This is a genomic window from Enterobacter sp. R4-368 (assembly GCF_000410515.1).
In the GTDB taxonomy this organism is placed as follows: domain Bacteria; phylum Pseudomonadota; class Gammaproteobacteria; order Enterobacterales; family Enterobacteriaceae; genus Kosakonia.
The window spans coordinates 1,386,378-1,405,362 of the sequence record NC_021500.1 but is presented as its reverse complement, the minus strand read 5'-3'; the positions used below and the strand labels follow the sequence as shown (position 1 = coordinate 1,405,362).

16 protein-coding genes are annotated in these 18,985 nt (G+C 54.1%); 14 read left to right on the top strand and 2 right to left on the bottom strand.

The window, feature by feature from the left end; genetic code table 11:
* The first annotated feature begins 4 nt into the window (after window positions 1-4).
* Both H650_RS06530 and H650_RS06525 read left to right on the top strand, forming a co-directional pair.
* A complete protein-coding gene (locus H650_RS06530; protein ID WP_020454533.1) occupies window positions 5-664 on the top strand; it encodes a sugar phosphatase in 660 nt (219 codons plus the stop codon).
* 75 nt (window positions 665-739) lie between these two features.
* Window positions 740-2,572 carry an SLC13 family permease gene (locus H650_RS06525; protein WP_020454532.1) on the top strand — a complete coding sequence of 611 codons (1,833 nt, stop codon included), beginning with the start codon at window positions 740-742 and terminating at the stop codon, window positions 2,570-2,572.
* A 46-nt stretch (window positions 2,573-2,618) separates the two neighbouring features.
* Here H650_RS06525 and yfbR read toward each other — a convergent pair whose 3' ends face one another.
* Both yfbR and H650_RS06515 read right to left on the bottom strand, forming a co-directional pair.
* The gene (gene yfbR / locus H650_RS06520; RefSeq protein WP_020454531.1) at window positions 2,619-3,218 is read right to left on the bottom strand and encodes a 5'-deoxynucleotidase; all 600 of its coding nucleotides are present in this window, start codon (window positions 3,216-3,218) and stop codon (window positions 2,619-2,621) included.
* A 79-nt stretch (window positions 3,219-3,297) separates the two neighbouring features.
* Window positions 3,298-4,512: a pyridoxal phosphate-dependent aminotransferase gene (locus H650_RS06515; RefSeq protein ID WP_020454530.1), complete on the bottom strand. Its 1,215-nt coding sequence runs from the start codon at window positions 4,510-4,512 to the stop codon at window positions 3,298-3,300.
* Between the two features lie 947 nt (window positions 4,513-5,459).
* Between H650_RS06515 and lrhA the strand changes: the two genes are divergently transcribed.
* The 12 genes from lrhA to nuoL all read left to right on the top strand — a co-directional run bounded on the left by lrhA (window position 5,460) and on the right by nuoL (window position 18,937).
* Window positions 5,460-6,398 carry a transcriptional regulator LrhA gene (gene lrhA, locus H650_RS06510; RefSeq protein ID WP_044489433.1) on the top strand — a complete coding sequence of 313 codons (939 nt, stop codon included), beginning with the start codon at window positions 5,460-5,462 and terminating at the stop codon, window positions 6,396-6,398.
* 625 nt (window positions 6,399-7,023) lie between these two features.
* Complete coding sequence (gene nuoA, locus H650_RS06505; RefSeq protein ID WP_017458599.1) at window positions 7,024-7,467, top strand: NADH-quinone oxidoreductase subunit NuoA; 444 nt, start codon at window positions 7,024-7,026, stop codon at window positions 7,465-7,467.
* Window positions 7,468-7,482: 15 nt separating this feature from the next.
* Window positions 7,483-8,157, top strand: a complete 675-nt coding sequence (gene nuoB, locus H650_RS06500; protein ID WP_007371088.1) for an NADH-quinone oxidoreductase subunit NuoB — start codon at window positions 7,483-7,485, stop codon at window positions 8,155-8,157.
* An 89-nt stretch (window positions 8,158-8,246) separates the two neighbouring features.
* Entirely contained in the window at window positions 8,247-10,049 is a 1,803-nt protein-coding gene (gene nuoC / locus H650_RS06495) for an NADH-quinone oxidoreductase subunit C/D (protein ID WP_020454526.1), read from the top strand.
* A gap of 2 nt (window positions 10,050-10,051) precedes the next feature.
* Window positions 10,052-10,552: an NADH-quinone oxidoreductase subunit NuoE gene (nuoE, locus tag H650_RS06490; protein WP_017458597.1), complete on the top strand. Its 501-nt coding sequence runs from the start codon at window positions 10,052-10,054 to the stop codon at window positions 10,550-10,552.
* Entirely contained in the window at window positions 10,549-11,886 is a 1,338-nt protein-coding gene (gene nuoF / locus H650_RS06485) for an NADH-quinone oxidoreductase subunit NuoF (protein ID WP_020454525.1), read from the top strand. The genes nuoE and nuoF overlap by 4 nt, the downstream gene beginning before the upstream one ends.
* A 90-nt stretch (window positions 11,887-11,976) precedes the next feature.
* Window positions 11,977-14,703 (top strand): NADH-quinone oxidoreductase subunit NuoG, encoded by a 2,727-nt coding sequence (gene nuoG, locus H650_RS06480; protein WP_020454524.1) that lies wholly within the window; start codon window positions 11,977-11,979, stop codon window positions 14,701-14,703.
* A complete protein-coding gene (gene nuoH / locus H650_RS06475; protein WP_017458594.1) occupies window positions 14,700-15,677 on the top strand; it encodes an NADH-quinone oxidoreductase subunit NuoH in 978 nt (325 codons plus the stop codon). The genes nuoG and nuoH overlap by 4 nt, the downstream gene beginning before the upstream one ends.
* 14 nt (window positions 15,678-15,691) lie before the next feature.
* Window positions 15,692-16,234: an NADH-quinone oxidoreductase subunit NuoI gene (gene nuoI / locus H650_RS06470; protein WP_017458593.1), complete on the top strand. Its 543-nt coding sequence runs from the start codon at window positions 15,692-15,694 to the stop codon at window positions 16,232-16,234.
* 11 nt (window positions 16,235-16,245) lie between these two features.
* Entirely contained in the window at window positions 16,246-16,800 is a 555-nt protein-coding gene (gene nuoJ, locus H650_RS06465) for an NADH-quinone oxidoreductase subunit J (protein WP_017458592.1), read from the top strand.
* Entirely contained in the window at window positions 16,797-17,099 is a 303-nt protein-coding gene (nuoK, locus tag H650_RS06460; RefSeq protein ID WP_002463445.1) for an NADH-quinone oxidoreductase subunit NuoK, read from the top strand. The genes nuoJ and nuoK overlap by 4 nt, the downstream gene beginning before the upstream one ends.
* Entirely contained in the window at window positions 17,096-18,937 is a 1,842-nt protein-coding gene (gene nuoL, locus H650_RS06455; protein WP_020454523.1) for an NADH-quinone oxidoreductase subunit L, read from the top strand. The genes nuoK and nuoL overlap by 4 nt, the downstream gene beginning before the upstream one ends.
* The last annotated feature ends 48 nt before the right edge of the window (window positions 18,938-18,985 follow it).

Genomic DNA, 18,985 nt, shown 5'->3' with positions numbered 1-18,985 from the left:
GAGTGTGCAGTGTAAAGGATTTCTGTTTGACCTGGATGGCACCCTGGTGAATTCGCTGCCTGCCGTGGAGCGGGCATGGTGTAACTGGGCTGATCGATTTGGTATCGCGCATGATGAAGTACTGAATTTTATCCATGGCAAACAGGCGATTACCTCGCTGCGGCATTTCTTACCGGGCAAGTCTGAAGCAGAGATTGCGGCTGAGTTTACCTGGCTTGAACAAATTGAAGCGGCAGATACCGATGGCATTACCGCGCTGCCTGGCGCGATTGCGCTGCTTCAGCACTTAGATGAGTCAGCGATTCCGTGGGCTATCGTCACTTCCGGGTCGGTGCCTGTCGCGCACGCGCGACATCGTGCGACCGGGTTGCCGACGCCGAAAGTGTTCGTCACCGCTGAGCAGGTCACTCGCGGCAAACCTGAGCCTGATGCTTATCTCCTCGGCGCTCAGCTGCTGGGGCTGGTACCGCAAGAGTGCGTGGTGGTGGAAGATGCGCCGGCGGGTGTCCTTTCCGGCCTTGCCGCAGGTTGCCATGTGATTGCGGTAAATGTTCCGGCAGATGCGCCCCGGCTTGATGAAGTAGATTTCCGGCTCACCACACTCGACGCGCTCGATGTCGCAAAACGGCCGGACGGCCTGGTGAATGTCACGCTAAAGGCCTGATTCCATGATTTAACCCCACTTTTGTGGGGTTTTTTATGGCACTATTTCTCCACTCTCAACTGACAAGGATTCGTTGTGAACGGTGAACTTATCTGGGTACTGTGTCTGCTGGGCATCGCGGTGGTGCTTTTTGCGACGGGCAAAGTGCGTATGGATGCTGTTGCGCTGTTTGTCATTGTTGCCTTCGTTCTCAGTGGAACGCTGACGCTTTCCGAAGCGTTTTCCGGTTTTAGCGACCCGAACGTCGTATTAATTGCCGCACTGTTTATCATCGGCGATGGCCTGGTGCGCACCGGTGTGGCGACGAATATGGGGACGTGGCTGGTCAACATGGCGGGCAGCAGCGAAATCAAAATGCTGGTGCTGTTGATGGTTACCGTTGCCGGGCTTGGCGCGTTTATGAGTTCGACCGGCGTGGTGGCGATCTTCATCCCGGTAGTGCTCAGTGTGTCAATGCGCATGCAGATTTCGCCGTCACGGCTGATGATGCCGCTCAGCTTCGCCGGCCTTATTAGCGGCATGATGACGCTGGTAGCGACGCCGCCAAATCTTGTCGTTAATAGCGAATTGCTACGCGAAGGCTTTAGCGGGTTCAGCTTTTTTAGCGTGACGCCTTTAGGGCTGGTGATCTTGCTGCTTGGCATTATTTATATGCTGTTGATGCGTTTCACGTTGAAAGGGGAGAGTGACGATACCGCGCGTGAAAGCTGGAAACGTCGCAGTTTTCGCGATCTTATTAAGGAGTATCGTCTTGCCGGACGGGCGCGCCGTCTGGCGATTCGCCCCGGTTCGCCAATGATTGGGCAGCGCCTGGATGATTTACAACTGCGAGAACGCTATGGTGCCAACATTATCGGTGTTGAGCGCTGGCGACATTTCCGGCGTGTCATTGTTAACGTTAATGGGGTGTCCGAATTTCGTGCCCGCGATGTGCTGCTGATTGATATGTCTGCCGCCGAAGTCGATTTGCGCCAGTTTTGCGCTGAACAACTGCTTGAGCCGATGATCCTGCGCGGTGAGTATTTCTCCGACCAGGCGCTGGATGTTGGAATGGCGGAGGTGTCGTTGATCCCCGATTCGGAACTGATTGGTAAAACCGTGCGCGAAATCGGTTTTCGCACCCGCTACGGTCTTAATGTTGTTGGTCTGAAACGCAACGGCGAGGCGCTGGAAGGCGCAGTGACGGATGAAACATTGCAATTGGGCGATGTTTTTCTGGTGGTCGGCAACTGGAAACTTATCAGCCAGCTTGGTTCGCACGGGCGCGACTTTGTGGTGCTCAACTTACCGGTGGAAGAGAGCGCCGCTTCTCCGGCGCACAGCCAGGCGGCACACGCTATTTTTTGTCTGGTATTGATGATTGCATTGATGCTGACTGATGAAATTCCCAATCCGGTGGCCGCGATCATAGCTTGCATGTTGATGGGTAAATTTCGCTGTATTGATGCGGAAAGTGCGTATAAAGCGATCCACTGGCCGAGCATTATTTTGATTGTCGGCATGATGCCGTTCGCGCTGGCGCTGCAAAAAACCGGCGGTGTGGATTTGGTGGTGAAAGGGTTGATGGATTTGGGCGGCGGCTACGGCCCACATCTGATGCTGATATGTCTGTTCGTGATGTGCGCCACGATTGGGTTATTTATCTCTAACACCGCCACTGCGGTATTGATGGCGCCGATTGCGCTGGCGGCGGCGAAATCGATGGGCGTGTCACCTTATCCGTTTGCCATGGTCGTGGCGATGGCGGCCTCGGCGGCGTTTATGACGCCTGTTTCCTCACCGGTGAATACGCTGGTTTTAGGGCCGGGTAACTATCAGTTCAGTGATTTCGTAAAAATTGGCGTGCCGTTCACGTTACTGGTGATGGTGGTCTGCGCATTATTAATCCCGGTGCTGTTTCCGTTCTGACCTGACCTGACCTGACCTGGCCGGGCTGTTGGCCCGGCATGTTCAGTTACAGCGGCGAATCCTGGCTGATCTCATCCAGCGACAGATGGAAGCTCGGTACAAACACCTGCATAAAGTAATCCATTTCCGGGCTGCGGCGCGCATCGAGCGTTTTTTCCAGCCGTGATTTGGCTAGCAAGAATTCGTTGTTGCCAGCGGAGAGCTCTTCCAGACATTTCAGATAAGCGCACAGGGCATCTGCCTGTTTCACGATCGATTTTTCTTCTGCGGTGTAGTGATGCTCATCGATCAGCGGCGCAAAAATATCACGCAGTTCTTCCGGCACCATCTCGACCAGCTTCTGCTGGGCGATCTTCTCAATGGCTTTATATTCCTGGGCGATTTGCGAGTTGAAATATTTTACCGGCGTTGGCAAATCGCCTGTCAGCACTTCCGATGCATCGTGGTACATCGCCAGCAGCGCGATGCGCTCGGCATTGAGCTGGCCTGCGAATTTACGGTTTTTAATGGCCGCCAGCGCGTGGGCGACCATCGCGACTTGCAGGCTATGTTCGGAGACATTCTCTGTGCGCACATTGCGCATCAGTGGCCAGCGATTGATAAGTTTAAGGCGGGAAAGGTGGGCGAAAAAGTGGCTCTGACTCATGGTTTACCTTGTCTGTGACTGCGACCTGAGCCATTGTGCGCAGAGAGTGGGGGAAGATGCAAATCCTCCCCCGGTATCCTTACTGATGGTAACCCGAGAGGAAACGACCAAAACGGGTAATCGCCATTTCCAGATCGTCTTCACGCGGTAACGTCACAATTCGCACGTGATCCGGCCATGGCCAGTTAAACGCAGAGCCTTGTACCAGCAGCACTTTTTCCTGCAACAGGAAGTCGAGAACCATTTTCTGGTCGTCGTGAATATTGAAGCGTTTGGCGTCGATTTTCGGAAACATATACAACGCGCCGCTTGGTTTCACGCAGGAAACGCCCGGGATCTCGTTAATTAGCTCCCACGCGCGGTTACGCTGTTCATACAGGCGACCGCCAGGCACAATAAATTCACTAATGCTCTGGTAGCCGCCGAGCGCGGTCTGAATTGCATGTTGAGCCGGAACGTTGGCGCACAGGCGCATCGACGCCAGCATCTCCAGTCCTTCAATGTAGCCTTTCGCGTGTTTTTTAGGCCCGCTCAACACCATCCAGCCCTGGCGGAATCCCGCGACGCGATAGGTTTTCGACAGCCCGTTAAAAGTGATGGTGAACAGATCCGGCGCGAGTGCAGCAATGGAGTGATGCTGCGCTTCGTCGTAAAGAATTTTGTCGTAGATTTCATCTGCAAAGATGATGAGGTTGTGCTGACGCGCGATCTCAACGATTTCCAGCAGCAGCTCTTTTGAGTAGACCGCGCCGGTTGGGTTGTTCGGGTTGATAATGACAATCCCGCGCGTACGCGGCGTAATTTTGGCGCGGATATCATCGAGATCGGGGAACCAGCCTGCCGATTCATCGCATAAATAGTGCACCGCTTTGCCGCCAGAGAGTGAGACTGCAGCGGTCCACAGCGGGTAATCCGGTGCGGGCACCAGCATTTCGTCACCGCTGTTCAGCAACGCCTGCATCGACTGCACAATCAACTCGGAAACACCGTTGCCAATATAGATGTCTTCCACAGTGATTTCGCGCATGCCGCGCGCCTGGTAGTGCTGCATGATGGCTTTGCGCGCGGAATAGAGCCCTTTTGAATCGCAGTAACCTTGCGCGCTGGGCAGGTTGCGGATCACATCAACCAGAATTTCATCCGGTGCCTCGAAGCCGAAAGGGGCTGGGTTGCCGATGTTGAGTTTGAGGACCTTGTTGCCTTCTTCTTCAAGACGTTTTGCTTCTTTCAGAACCGGGCCACGGATGTCGTAACAGACGTTATCTAATTTGCTGGATTTTTCGATGGAGGACATGAACCTTTGACCTTTTAGCTGGAATAGCCACTGCCTGCCGTGGAAGTGAGCACGGAACAATGTACTCCCCCCTCGGTCCGTTTTGAAGGGTTAGCAGGAGAAGATTTTGTCTTAATGTCTCTGATGGTTAGCGATTTTTTAACTATTTATTGGGCTTTATGTTTTTTATTTTTTCTGTGTTTGTTTTATGTTTTGGTTTTTAATGCTGATTTTGTGTTTTTAGGTGAGATTTTTTACCGCCTAAAAGCGTTCGTTTAGTCTCGGTTTGAGGCCGTTGTGCTACGGTAGAATTCGCTTTCTGCTTAAAACCAGCGCGATAGATTTCCTCCTCATTCGGCCTGGCGAAGAGGTGAGTTGGCTGTGAACGCAATGTTAAGCATTATTAATAGTTAGTTCTTCACTTAATTAATAGCTATTTAATATTGAGAATGGGAACGATGACTATCACTAATATTAATAAGTAGATGGTGTGGTGGAAGCCATTTGTTTGCTTAAGATAATTCGTAATAATGCTTATAAATATAAAGGTTTTAGGTTAAACTCGTGGGGCAAGAAATGGAACTGATACCAAAGGCCTTGCTTTAGTTAAGGTTTATTTCTTAATTGTAGTTGATTGTTATTACTCGCTTTTAATTCTGACCAGTTATATAGGCTGGTTCTATATGGCGCAGTGCTATGTATAGCCTATGAACGTTGCACAAACATGTTTTTCTTAAAAGGAATAACGCGCTTTGGCATCTTTTATATATCTAAAAGGAATGGCAGAAGGCGAAATAAAGCCATCGAGTTCAGCTTGCGTTAGACAGCGAACTATAAACACCTGAACGACTGCCAGCTTTACCTGGTTATAAACCTGCTGGATGCACTTTTTAAATGGAATTACTTAATCTTACGAGCACAGCATAAACCCGGGTCACTCCGCGCGAACGACCCGTAAGTGAAAAATTATGATAAATGCAAATCGTCCGATATTGAATCTCGACCTCGATCTGCTGAGAACTTTCGTTGCGGTCGCCGATCTAAACACTTTTGCTGCGGCCGCTGCTGCAGTTTGTCGCACACAATCCGCCGTAAGTCAGCAAATGCAGCGGCTTGAACAATTAGTGGGAAAAGAATTATTTGCCCGTCATGGCCGCAATAAACTGTTAACTGAACATGGTATTCAGTTACTGGGATATGCGCGAAAGATCTTACGTTTCAATGACGAAGCATGCACGTCGTTAATGTTTAGCAACCTTCAGGGCGTCTTAACTATTGGTGCTTCTGATGAGTCTGCGGACACCATTTTACCGTTTTTGCTTAATCGTATTAGCTCGGTATACCCGAAGCTGGCTCTTGATGTGCGCGTGAAACGCAACCCCTTTTCTGACGAACGCGAACAAGAGCATGATGTTGATCTCGTGGTGACGACTCACCGTTCCGCGCAATTCGATTGCCTGACGTTACGCACATCGCCCACGCACTGGTACTGCTCGGCTGAGTACGTGTTACAGAAAAGTGAGGCGATACCACTGGTTCTGTTGGATGAGCCCAGCCCATTTCGCGATATGGTCATCAATTCGCTGAATGATGCGGATATTCCCTGGCGTATGGCTTATGTTGCTTCGTCGTTGTCGGCGGTCAAAGCAGCTGTAAAAGCCGGATTAGGTGTAACCGCGCGGCCGGTGGAAATGATGAGCCCTGATTTGCGCGTGCTGGGCAGAGCCGAAGGGCTGCCGCTGTTGCCGGATACGGAATATTTGCTCTGTTATAACCCGCAAAGCCGCAATGAGCTGGCACAGGTAATTTTCCAGGCCATGGAACATTATCAAAACCCCTGGCATTACAGCGGCGGTACTCCTGAAGGAGGAGACGATCCGCTGGTTATCGAAGGGGATTTTAGCTAACATCCCCTGCCAAATCTGGTAACAAAATGTAAGTGCAAAAATGAACCGCTGGCGGCAAAAAAGCGGTTATCGGTTCATTTTGCGCACAGATGATGAATCACAGAAACCCCATTCCTGAAAATTATTCTTTCTTTCAATAATTTAATATCACTCACAGCAAGATCTCCTTTTTTCAACTATAGTCTTTCATGCCTGCTGGTCATGTTAAAAATCAAGGCGGATTGTTGCTGTTTCACTGAATGAATTAACAAAAGCGTGTCTCAGATCAAGAAAATACTCCCGTTGAGGGGGAGGAATCCGGACAAAATCCTGTCAAAATAAGCGGGTAATTAGTGTAAAACCTCGCTACGGACACGATTCAACACCTGGATATTTCTTGTGAATGTTTGAAGCCGTTCAAGAAAACGGCACTAAATGTTAATGAATTGCTGCCGATGTAAACTAATGTGAGGAAACCTTTGTTAAAGTTGACAAAAGGTTATAGAAAGGAGTAAAAACCCACATCGTTTAGCTGTTTTCGCCTTTTACACAGTTAATGTGTGGTTTTTTATTCCTCCCCGTGAATCGATGTGGCGTCATCTGCCAGCAAGAGCAGAGGTAATAACGCTACCTTTTGAGTTAAGCAATGCGTATGTCAACATCCACTGAAATCATCGCTCATCACTGGGCATTCGCTATCTTTCTTATTGTCGCCATTGGCCTGTGTTGCCTGATGCTGATCGGCGGTCGGTTTTTGGGCGGTCGCGCACGCGCGAGGCACAAAAACGTTCCTTTCGAATCGGGTATCGACTCCGTCGGTTCCGCTCGCTTACGTCTATCCGCCAAGTTCTACCTGGTGGCCATGTTCTTCGTCATCTTCGATGTGGAAGCGCTCTATTTATACGCATGGTCAACCTCCATTCGCGAGAGTGGTTGGGTCGGGTTTGTCGAAGCCGCAATTTTTATATTAGTGCTGCTGGCTGGTCTGGTTTATCTGGTGCGTATTGGCGCGCTGGATTGGACGCCCGTGCGTTCGCGCCGTGAGCAAATCAACCCAGAGACTAACAGCTACACTGACAGTCAACGCTAACCGCGAGGCAATAAGATGGATTATACGCTCACCCGCATAGATCCTAACGGTGAGAACGACCGTTACCCCCTGCAGAAACAGGAGATCGTAACCGACCCCCTGGAACAAGAAATTAACCGTAGCGTTTACATGGGCAAACTCGAGAATGCCCTGCACGATATGGTGAACTGGGGACGTAAAAACTCAATTTGGCCATATAACTTTGGCCTGTCGTGCTGTTACGTAGAGATGGTGACATCCTTTACGGCGGTGCACGACGTTGCGCGTTTTGGTGCGGAAGTGTTGCGTGCTTCTCCTCGTCAGGCAGACCTGATGGTGGTAGCGGGCACATGCTTTACCAAAATGGCGCCGGTCATTCAGCGCCTTTACGACCAGATGCTGGAACCTAAATGGGTTATCTCCATGGGTGCCTGTGCCAACTCTGGCGGTATGTACGACATCTACTCAGTCGTACAAGGCGTCGACAAATTTATCCCGGTGGATGTTTACATCCCTGGCTGCCCGCCGCGTCCTGAAGCCTATATGCAGGCGCTGATGCTGCTGCAGGAGTCGATTGGCAAGGAGCGTCGTCCGCTCTCATGGGTGGTTGGCGATCAGGGCGTTTATCGCGCCAATATGCAGTCGGAACGCGACCGTAAGCGTGGCGAGCGTATCGCCGTGACCAATCTGCGTACGCCGGACGAGATTTAATTTGCGCCTGTGGGTAATGGAAGAAACTTCGCATTTCAATAATCCAATAACGCGAAGCCATACCCAACAGTCACCACGGACCCTTTGCAATGGTGAACAATATGACCGATTTAACTGCGCAAGAAGCCGCATGGCAGACCCGGGATCATCTGGATGATCCGGTCATTGGCGAATTGCGCAACCGTTTTGGGCCGGATGCCTTTACCGTTCAGGCGACCCGCACCGGGGTACCCGTTGTTTGGGTTAAGCGTGAGCAGTTGCTGGAAGTGGTCGATTTCTTAAAGAAATTACCGAAACCGTACGTCATGCTGTTCGATTTGCACGGCATGGATGAACGTCTACGCACACACCGCGCCGGTTTGCCAGCCGCGGATTTTTCCGTTTTCTACCACTTCATTTCCATCGATCGCAACCGCGACATCATGCTGAAAGTGGCGCTGGCCGAAAACGATCTGAATGTGCCGACGATGACCAAACTTTTCCCGAACGCCAACTGGTATGAGCGTGAAACCTGGGAGATGTTTGGTGTTACCTTTAATGGTCACCCGCACCTGACGCGCATCATGATGCCGCAAACCTGGACGGGTCACCCGCTGCGTAAAGATTACCCGGCGCGCGCAACCGAATTCGATCCGTTTGAGCTGACCAAAGCCAAACAGGATCTGGAAATGGAAGCGTTGACCTTCAAGCCGGAAGACTGGGGCATGAAACGCGGCACCGAAAACGAGGACTTTATGTTCCTCAACCTCGGTCCGAACCACCCCTCTGCGCACGGTGCGTTCCGTATCATCCTGCAACTGGACGGCGAAGAGATCGTCGACTGCGTGCCGGATATCGGTTACCACCATCGTGGCGCGGAGAAAATGGGTGAGCGCCAGTCCTGGCACAGCTACATTCCTTACACCGACCGTATCGAATATCTCGGCGGTTGCGTAAACGAAATGCCTTACGTGCTGGCGGTAGAAAAACTGGCCGGTATCACCGTGCCGGATCGCGTCAACGTGATCCGCGTGATGCTGTCTGAACTGTTCCGCATCAATAGCCACCTGCTTTATATCTCAACCTTCATCCAGGACGTAGGCGCAATGACGCCGGTGTTCTTCGCCTTTACCGATCGTCAGAAAATCTACGATCTGGTGGAAGCGATCACCGGTTTCCGTATGCACCCAGCTTGGTTCCGCATTGGCGGCGTGGCGCACGATCTGCCGCGTGGCTGGGATCGTCTGCTGCGCGAATTCCTCGACTGGATGCCAAAACGTCTGGCCTCTTACGAGAAAGCGGCACTGCGTAACACCATTCTGAAAGGCCGCTCACAGGGCGTTGCCGCTTACAACGCAAAAGAAGCGCTGGAGTGGGGCACGACCGGTGCAGGCCTGCGTGCGACCGGCATCAATTTTGACGTGCGTAAAGCGCGCCCGTACTCCGGTTACGAGAATTTCGACTTTGAAATCCCGGTTGGCGGTGGCGTGAGCGACTGTTACACCCGCGTGATGCTGAAAGTTGAAGAGTTGCGCCAGAGCCTGCGCATTCTTGAGCAGTGCCTCAACAACATGCCGGAAGGCCCGTTCAAAGCGGATCACCCGCTGACTACGCCGCCGCCGAAAGAGCGCACGCTGCAACATATCGAAACCCTGATTACTCACTTCCTGCAAGTGTCGTGGGGCCCGGTAATGCCGGCCAACGAATCCTTCCAGATGATTGAAGCAACCAAGGGTATTAACAGTTACTACCTGACCAGCGACGGCAGCACCATGAGCTACCGCACCCGCGTTCGTACCCCGAGTTTTGCGCACCTGCAGCAAATCCCGTCGGCTATTCGCGGCAGCCTGGTATCAGACTTGATTGTCTATCTGGGTAGTATCGATTTTGTTATGTCAGATGTGGATCGCTAATTATGCACGAGAATCAACAACCACAAACCGAGGCTTTTGAGCTGAGTGCGGCAGAGCGTGAGGCAATTGAGCACGAGAAGCACCACTACGAAGACCCGCGTGCGGCGTCCATTGAAGCGCTGAAGATTGTTCAGAAACAGCGTGGTTGGGTGCCGGACGGCGCAATTTACGCCATCGCTGATGTGCTGGGTATTCCGGCGAGCGATGTCGAAGGCGTGGCAACCTTCTACAGCCAGATCTTCCGCCAGCCGGTTGGCCGCCATGTTATTCGCTATTGCGACAGCGTGGTTTGCCACATCACCGGCTATCAGGGCATTCAATCAGCGATTGAAAGCCACCTGAAGATCAAACCGGGCCAGACAACGTTCGATGGTCGCTTTACGCTGCTGCCGACCTGCTGTCTGGGTAACTGCGATAAAGGCCCGAACATGATGATTGATGAGGATACTCACAGCCATCTGACGCCGGACGCGATCCCTGACTTGCTGGAGCGGTATAAATGAAAACAGTTATCCGTACTCCTGAAACGCATCCGCTGACCTGGCGTCTGCGCGATGACAAACAGCCGGTCTGGCTCGAAGAGTACCAGAGCAAAAACGGTTACGCCGGTGCGCGCAAAGCGCTGACCGGCATGGCGCCGGATGAGATTGTCAATGCGGTTAAAGATTCTGGTCTGAAAGGTCGCGGTGGCGCGGGGTTCTCCACGGGCCTGAAGTGGAGCCTGATGCCGAAAGACGAATCCATGAACATCCGTTACCTGCTGTGTAACGCCGATGAAATGGAGCCGGGCACCTATAAAGACCGCCTGCTGATGGAGCAACTGCCACACTTGCTGGTGGAAGGCATGCTGATTTCGGCATTCGCGCTGAAAGCCTACCGTGGCTACATCTTCCTGCGCGGTGAATATATTGAAGCGGCGGTGCATCTGCGCCGCGCGATTGCGGAAGCAACCGAAGCCGGTTTGCTCGGCAAGAACATTCTTGGCAGCGGTTTCGACTTCGAACTGTTCGTGCATACCGGTGCGGGACGTTATATCTGCGGCGAAGAAACGGCGCTGATTAACTCGCTGGAAGGCCGCCGCGCTAACCCACGCTCCAAACCACCGTTCCCGGCCAGTTCCGGCGTGTGGGGTAAACCGACGTGTGTTAACAACGTCGAAACCCTGTGCAACGTCCCGGCAATTCTGGCGAACGGCGTTGAGTGGTATCAGAACATTTCGACCAGCAAAGATGCGGGCACCAAGTTGATGGGCTTCTCTGGCCGCGTGAAAAATCCGGGTCTGTGGGAGTTGCCGTTTGGCACCACCGCGCGTGAAATCCTTGAAGATTACGCGGGCGGTATGCGCGATGGCCTGAAATTTAAAGCCTGGCAGCCGGGCGGGGCAGGTACTGACTTCCTGACCGAAGCGCACCTCGACTTGCCGATGGAGTTTGAAAGCATCGGTAAAGCGGGCAGCCGTCTCGGTACGGCGCTGGCGATGGCCGTTGACCATGAAATTGGCATGGTGTCGCTGGTACGCAACCTGGAAGAGTTCTTCGCTCGTGAGTCCTGCGGCTGGTGTACGCCGTGCCGCGATGGTCTGCCGTGGAGCGTGAAAATCCTGCGTGCGCTGGAGCGCGGCGAAGGCCAGCCTGGAGATATCGAGACACTTGAGCAACTGTGTCGACAACTCGGGCCGGGTAAAACCTTCTGCGCGCATGCGCCAGGTGCGGTTGAACCGTTACAGAGCGCGATTAAATATTTCCGCGAAGAGTTCGAAGCGGGCATTAAACAGCAATTCAGCAATACCCATGCAATTGGCGGTATCCAGCCAAACTTGCTGAAAGCGCGCTGGTAATGGTTCTCCCCTCATCAGGTAGATGAGGGGAACGCGAACAGAATTTTGATTAACTCTTAGTCGCTGACTGAGACAACTGGAAGCATGCTAATGGCTACTATTCATGTAGACGGCAAAGAATACGAGGTAAACGGAGCAGACAACCTTCTTGAGGCGTGTCTCTCTTTAGGCCTTGATATTCCTTATTTTTGCTGGCATCCGGCGCTGGGGAGCGTGGGTGCGTGCCGCCAGTGTGCGGTGAAGCAATATCAAAACGCGGAAGACACGCGTGGCCGCCTGGTAATGTCCTGTATGACACCGGCATCCGACGGTACTTTTATCTCTATTGATGACGACGAAGCGAAGCAGTTCCGTGAAAGCGTGGTCGAGTGGCTGATGACCAACCACCCGCACGACTGCCCGGTCTGCGAAGAAGGGGGCAACTGCCACCTGCAGGATATGACCGTAATGACCGGTCACAGCTTCCGTCGCTATCGTTTCACCAAACGTACGCACCGTAATCAGGATCTCGGCCCGTTCATCTCTCACGAAATGAACCGCTGTATCGCCTGTTACCGCTGCGTGCGTTACTACAAAGACTATGCGGACGGCACGGATCTTGGCGTGTATGGCGCCCATGACAACGTCTACTTCGGTCGCCCGGAAGACGGCGTGCTTGAGAGCGAATTCTCCGGCAACCTGGTGGAAATCTGCCCGACCGGCGTATTCACCGATAAAACCCACTCCGAGCGTTATAACCGTAAGTGGGATATGCAGTTCGCGCCGAGCATCTGCCAGCAGTGTTCACTGGGGTGTAACACCAGCCCTGGCGAACGTTATGGCGAACTGCGCCGCATCGAAAACCGTTATAACGGTACTGTTAACCACTACTTCCTTTGCGACCGTGGTCGTTTTGGCTATGGCTACGTCAACCTGAAAGACAGACCGCGCCAGCCGGTTCAGCGCCGTGGCGACGATCTGATCACCCTCAACGCCGAACAGGCGATGCAGGGTGCGGCGGATATTCTGCGTCAGTCGAAGAAAGTGATCGGTATCGGTTCTCCGCGCGCAAGCGTAGAGAGCAACTTCGCGCTGCGTGAACTGGTTGGTGCGGAAAACTTCTACACCGGCATTGCCAAAGGTGAGCAGGAACGACTTGAGCTGGCGCTGAAAGTGCTGCGCGAAGGCGGCATCCGTACACCGGCACTGCGTGAAATTGAATCCTATGATGCGGTTCTGGTTCTTGGGGAAGATATCACCCAGACCGGCGCGCGCGTCGCGCTGGCGGTTCGTCAGGCGGTGAAAGGCAAAGCCCGCGAAATGGCGGCGGCGCAGAAAGTGGCCGACTGGCAGATCGCGGCGATTATGAACATTGGTCAGCGTGCTAAACATCCGCTGTTTGTTACCAACGTCGACAGTACCCGTCTGGACGATATCGCAGCGTGGACCTACTGCGCACCGGTAGAAGATCAGGCTCGCTTAGGCTTCGCCATCGCGCATGCGCTGGACGACGCGTCTCCTGCGGTTGACGGTCTGAGCAATGACCTGAAAAGCAAAGTGGATGTGATTGTTCAGGCATTGGCCGGGGCGAAAAAACCACTGATTATCTCCGGAACTAACGCCGGTAGCACGGCGGTGATTCAGGCGGCGGCAAACGTAGCTAAAGCGCTGAAAGGCCGTGGTTCTGATGTCGGCATCACCATGATTGCCCGTTCGGTAAACAGCATGGGGCTGGGGCTTATCGGTGGCGGTAGCCTCGATGACGCGCTGGCTGAGCTGGAAAGCGGCAGTGCTGACGCCGTTGTCGTGCTGGAAAACGATCTGCACCGTCACGCTTCTGCTGCCCGCGTTGACGCGGCGCTGGCGAAAGCGCCGCTGGTGCTGGTGGTTGATCATCAGCGCACCGCCATTATGGACAGCGCCCATCTTGTGCTCTCCGCAGCCAGCTTCGCTGAAAGCGACGGTACGGTCATCAACAACGAAGGCCGCGCGCAGCGCTTCTTCCAGGTGTATGACCCGACCTATTACGACAGCAAAACGCTGATGCTGGAAAGCTGGCGCTGGCTGCACTCGCTGCACAGCACCGTGCAAAACCGCGAAGTGGACTGGACGCAGCTTGATCATGTGATCGACGCGGCCATTGAAGCGCTGCCGCAGCTGGCCGGTATTAAAGACGCCGCGCCGGATGCCAGCTTCCGCATTCGTGGGCAGAAACTGGCGCGTGAACCGCACCGCTACAGTGGACGCACCGCGATGCGCGCCAATATCAGCGTGCACGAACCGCGTCAGCCCCAGGATAAAGACACCATGTTCGCTTTCTCAATGGAAGGGAACAACCAGCCGTCCGCGCCGCGTTCGCAAATTCCGTTTGCATGGGCGCCGGGCTGGAACTCCCCGCAGGCCTGGAACAAATTCCAGGACGAAGTGGGTGGTCACCTGCGTCACGGCGATCCGGGCGTACGCCTGATCGAAGCGTCTGAAAGCGGTCTTGATTATTTCACTACCGTACCAGGCGCGTTCGAAGCGCAGGATGGCAAGTGGCGTATCGCGCCTTACTATCACCTGTTTGGCAGTGATGAATTGTCGCAGCGCTCTCCGGTGTTCCAGAGCCGCATGCCGCAGCCGTACATCAAGCTGAACCCGGCAGACGCCGCGAAGCTTGGCGTGAACGCGGGCGCGCATATCTCCTTCACTTACGAAGGGCAGACGATCAGCCTGCCGTTGCAGGTTTCGGAAGGTCTGGTGGCAGGGCAGGTTGGTCTGCCAATGGGGATGCCGGGTATCGCGCCGGTACTGGCCGGAGCACGTCTTGAAAATCTGCAGGAGGCGCAAGCATGAGTTGGTTAACACCGGATGTTATCGACATTCTGTTAAGCATTCTGAAAGCGGTCGTCATTCTGCTGGTGGTGGTCACCTGCGGTGCGTTCATGAGCTTTGGTGAACGTCGTCTGCTCGGTCTGTTCCAGAACCGTTACGGGCCGAACCGCGTAGGCTGGGGTGGTTCCCTCCAGCTGGTGGCGGACATGATCAAGATGTTCTTTAAAGAGGACTGGATCCCGCGCTTTTCGGACCGCGTGATTTTTACTCTTGCGCCAATGATTGCCTTTACCTCGTTGCTGTTAGCGTTCGCCATTGTGCCGGTCAGCCCCACCTGGGTGGTGGCCGACCTCAATATCGGGATCCTGTTCTTCCTGATGATGGCGGGTCTGGCAGTTTACGCGGTGCTGTTCGCTGGCTGGTCGAGTAACAACAAATACTCGTTGCTCGGTGCGATGCGTGCCTCCGCGCAGACTCTGAGCTATGAAGTGTTCCTCGGGCTTTCCCTGATGGGTGTGGTTGCGCAGGCCGGTTCATTCAACATGACCGACATCGTTAACAACCAGGCCGGTTTGTGGAACGTTATCCCGCAGTTCTTTGGCTTTGTGACTTTCGCGATCGCGGGCGTTGCGGTGTGTCACCGTCACCCGTTTGACCAGCCGGAAGCGGAGCAGGAGCTGGCGGATGGTTACCACATCGAATATTCCGGTATGAAGTTCGGCCTGTTCTTTGTCGGGGAGTACATCGGTATCGTCACCATTTCCGCGCTGATGGTCACGCTGTTCTTCGGTGGCTGGCAAGGACCGTTGTTACCGCCATTCATCTGGTTCGCGCTGAAAACCGCGTTCTTTATGATGATGTTCATTTTGATCCGCGCCGCGCTGCCGCGTCCGCGTTATGACCAGGTGATGTCCTTCGGCTGGAAAGTCTGCCTGCCATTGACGCTGATTAACTTGCTGGGAACGGCGGCTGTCATTCTCTGGCAAGCGCAATAAGGGGTGAAAAGACCATGACTTTAAAAGAATTACTCGTGGGCTTCGGCACCCAGGTTCGTAGTATCTGGATGATTGGCCTGCATGCGTTCGCCAAACGCGAAACGCGTATGTACCCGGAAGAGCCGGTCTATCTGCCACCGCGCTACCGTGGCCGTATCGTGCTGACGCGCGACCCGGACGGTTCCGAGCGCTGCGTTGCCTGTAACCTGTGTGCGGTAGCCTGCCCTGTCGGCTGTATCTCGCTGCAAAAAGCGGAGATGCAGGACGGCCGCTGGTATCCGGAATTTTTCCGAATCAACTTCTCGCGCTGCATTTTCTGCGGTCTGTGCGAAGAAGCGTGCCCGACAACGGCGATTCAGCTCACCCCGGATTTCGAGATGGGCGAATACAAACGTCAGGATCTGGTGTACGAAAAAGAGGATCTGCTGATCTCCGGTCCGGGCAAATACCCGGAATATAACTTCTACCGGATGGCAGGTATGGCAATCGACGGCAAAGATAAAGGCGAAGCGGAAAATGAAGCCAAGCCTATCGACGTCAAGGGCCTGTTACCGTAAGGAGAGGGGCAATGGAGTTCGCTTTTTATATCTGTGGCCTGGTCGCCATCCTGACGACGGTACGCGTGATTACGCATACCAACCCGGTACACGCGTTGCTGTATCTGATTGTGTCTCTGCTGGCGATTGCCGGGGTCTTCTTTTCACTCGGCGCATACTTCGCCGGGGCGCTGGAGATCATCGTCTACGCCGGGGCCATCATGGTGCTGTTTGTGTTTGTGGTGATGATGCTGAACCTCGGCAATACCGTGGTCGAGCAGGAGCGCAACTGGCTGTCGCCGCAAATCTGGATTGGCCCGGCGCTGCTCTCCGCAGTGCTGCTGGTGGTAATGATTTACGCCATCCTCGGCGTTAACGATCAGGGTATCGAGGGGACGGCGATTGGCGCGAAAGCGGTTGGCATTACGCTGTTTGGTCCTTACGTACTGGCGGTAGAACTGGCTTCGATGCTGCTGCTGGCGGGGCTGGTTGTTGCTTTCCATCTGGGACGCGAAGACCGCCCGGGCGAAGTGCTGAGCAATCGCACGGAAGACCGCGCGAAAAGAAAAACGGAGGAGCACGCATGATCCCGTTGCAACATGGATTGATCCTCGCTGCGATTTTGTTTGTTTTGGGGCTGACCGGTCTGGTTATCCGCCGCAACCTGCTGTTTATGCTGATTGGGCTGGAAATCATGATTAACGCCGCTGCGCTGGCCTTTGTGGTCGCGGGCAGCTACTGGGGTCAGACCGACGGACAGGTGATGTACATTCTCGCCATTAGCCTCGCGGCTGCCGAAGCGAGCATTGGCCTGGCGTTGCTGCTGCAACTCCATCGTCGCCGCCAGAATCTGAATATCGATTCAGTAAGTGAGATGCGTGGATGAACATGCTCGCCTTAACCATTATTTTTCCTTTTATTGGCTTTGTGCTGCTGGCGTTTTCCCGTGGCCGCTGGTCGGAAAATGTTTCCGCAACCGTGGGTGTCGGGTCGATTGGTCTGGCTGCGCTGGTTACCGCGTATGCGGGCGTTGATTTCTTCAATCACGGTCAGCAACCTTTCGCAAAACCGCTGTGGACGTGGATGGCGGTCGGTGATTTCAACATCGGCTTCAATCTGGTGCTGGATGGCCTCTCCCTGACCATGCTTTCCGTGGTCACTGGTGTTGGCTTCCTGATCCACATGTTCGCCTCCTGGTATATGCGTGGTGAAGAGGGTTACTCCCGCTTCTTCGCCTACACCAACCTGTTTATCGCCAGCATGGTCGTTCTGGTGCTGGGTGATAACCTGCTGCTGATGTACCTCGGCTGGGAAGGCGTGGGTCTGTGCTCCTATCTGCTGATTGGTTTCTACTACACCGATCCGAAGAATGGCGCCGCGGCGATGAAAGCGTTCGTCGTTACCCGCGTGGGTGACGTGTTTCTCGCTTTCGCACTGTTCATTCTTTACAACGAACTGGGCACGTTGAACTTCCGCGAAATGGTTGAACTGGCACCGCAGCACTTCGCCAACGGCAATAACATGCTGATGTGGGCGACACTGATGCTGCTGGGTGGTGCGGTGGGTAAATCCGCGCAGCTGCCGTTGCAGACCTGGCTTGCGGATGCGATGGCTGGCCCGACCCCGGTTTCTGCGCTGATCCACGCGGCGACGATGGTTACCGCCGGTGTCTACCTGATTGCACGTACGCACGGCTTGTTCCTGTTGACGCCGGAAGTGCTGCATCTGGTGGGTATTGTGGGTGCCGTAACGCTGCTGATGGCGGGTTTCGCCGCGCTGGTGCAGACCGATATCAAACGTGTGCTCGCTTACTCCACCATGAGCCAGATTGGTTACATGTTCCTGGCGTTGGGCGTACAGGCGTGGGATGCGGCGATTTTCCACCTGATGACGCACGCGTTCTTTAAAGCGCTGTTGTTCCTCTCCTCCGGTTCGGTGATCCTCGCGTGTCATCACGAGCAGAACATCTTCAAAATGGGTGGCCTGCGTAAGTCGATTCCGCTGGTGTATGTTTGCTTCCTGGTCGGTGGTGCGGCGCTGTCAGCGTTGCCGATGATCACCGCAGGCTTCTTCAGTAAGGACGAAATCCTTGCCGGTGCGGTAGCAAATGGTCATATCAATCTGATGATTGCAGGCCTGGTCGGTGCCTTTATGACATCGCTCTACACCTTCCGTCTGATTTTCATTGTTTTCCACGGAAAAGAACAAATCCACGCGCATGCAGGGAAGGGGATTACCCATCATCTGCCGCTGATCGTGTTGCTGGTGCTGTCTACCTTTGTTGGCGCGATGATCGTGCCGCCGCTGAAAGGCGTGTTGCCGGAAACCACCGAGCTTGCGCACAGCAGTGTCGTGATGCTGGAAGTGGCATCCGGTGCGGTAGCGATTATCGGTATCCTGCTGGCAGCCTGGCTGTGGCTGGGTAACCGCACACTGGTGCATTCGATTGCCAACAGCGCAACGGGGCGTTTCTTCGGTACCTGGTGGTTCAATGCCTGGGGCTTCGACTGGCTTTACGATCGCGTCTTTGTGAAGCCATACCTCGGTATCGCATGGTTGCTGAAGAGCGATCCGCTCAATGCGCTGATGAACATCCCGGCGATCCTTTCCCGCTTCGCAGGCAAAGGTCTGCTGTTTAGCGAGAACGGCTACCTGCGCTGGTATGTGGCATCCATGAGCATTGGCGCGGTTGTCGTGCTGGCGCTGTTGATGGTATTGCGCTGAGTTTGTTGGCCGGTTGAGTGCGCTTTATCCGGCCTGCAAACGGAAAGA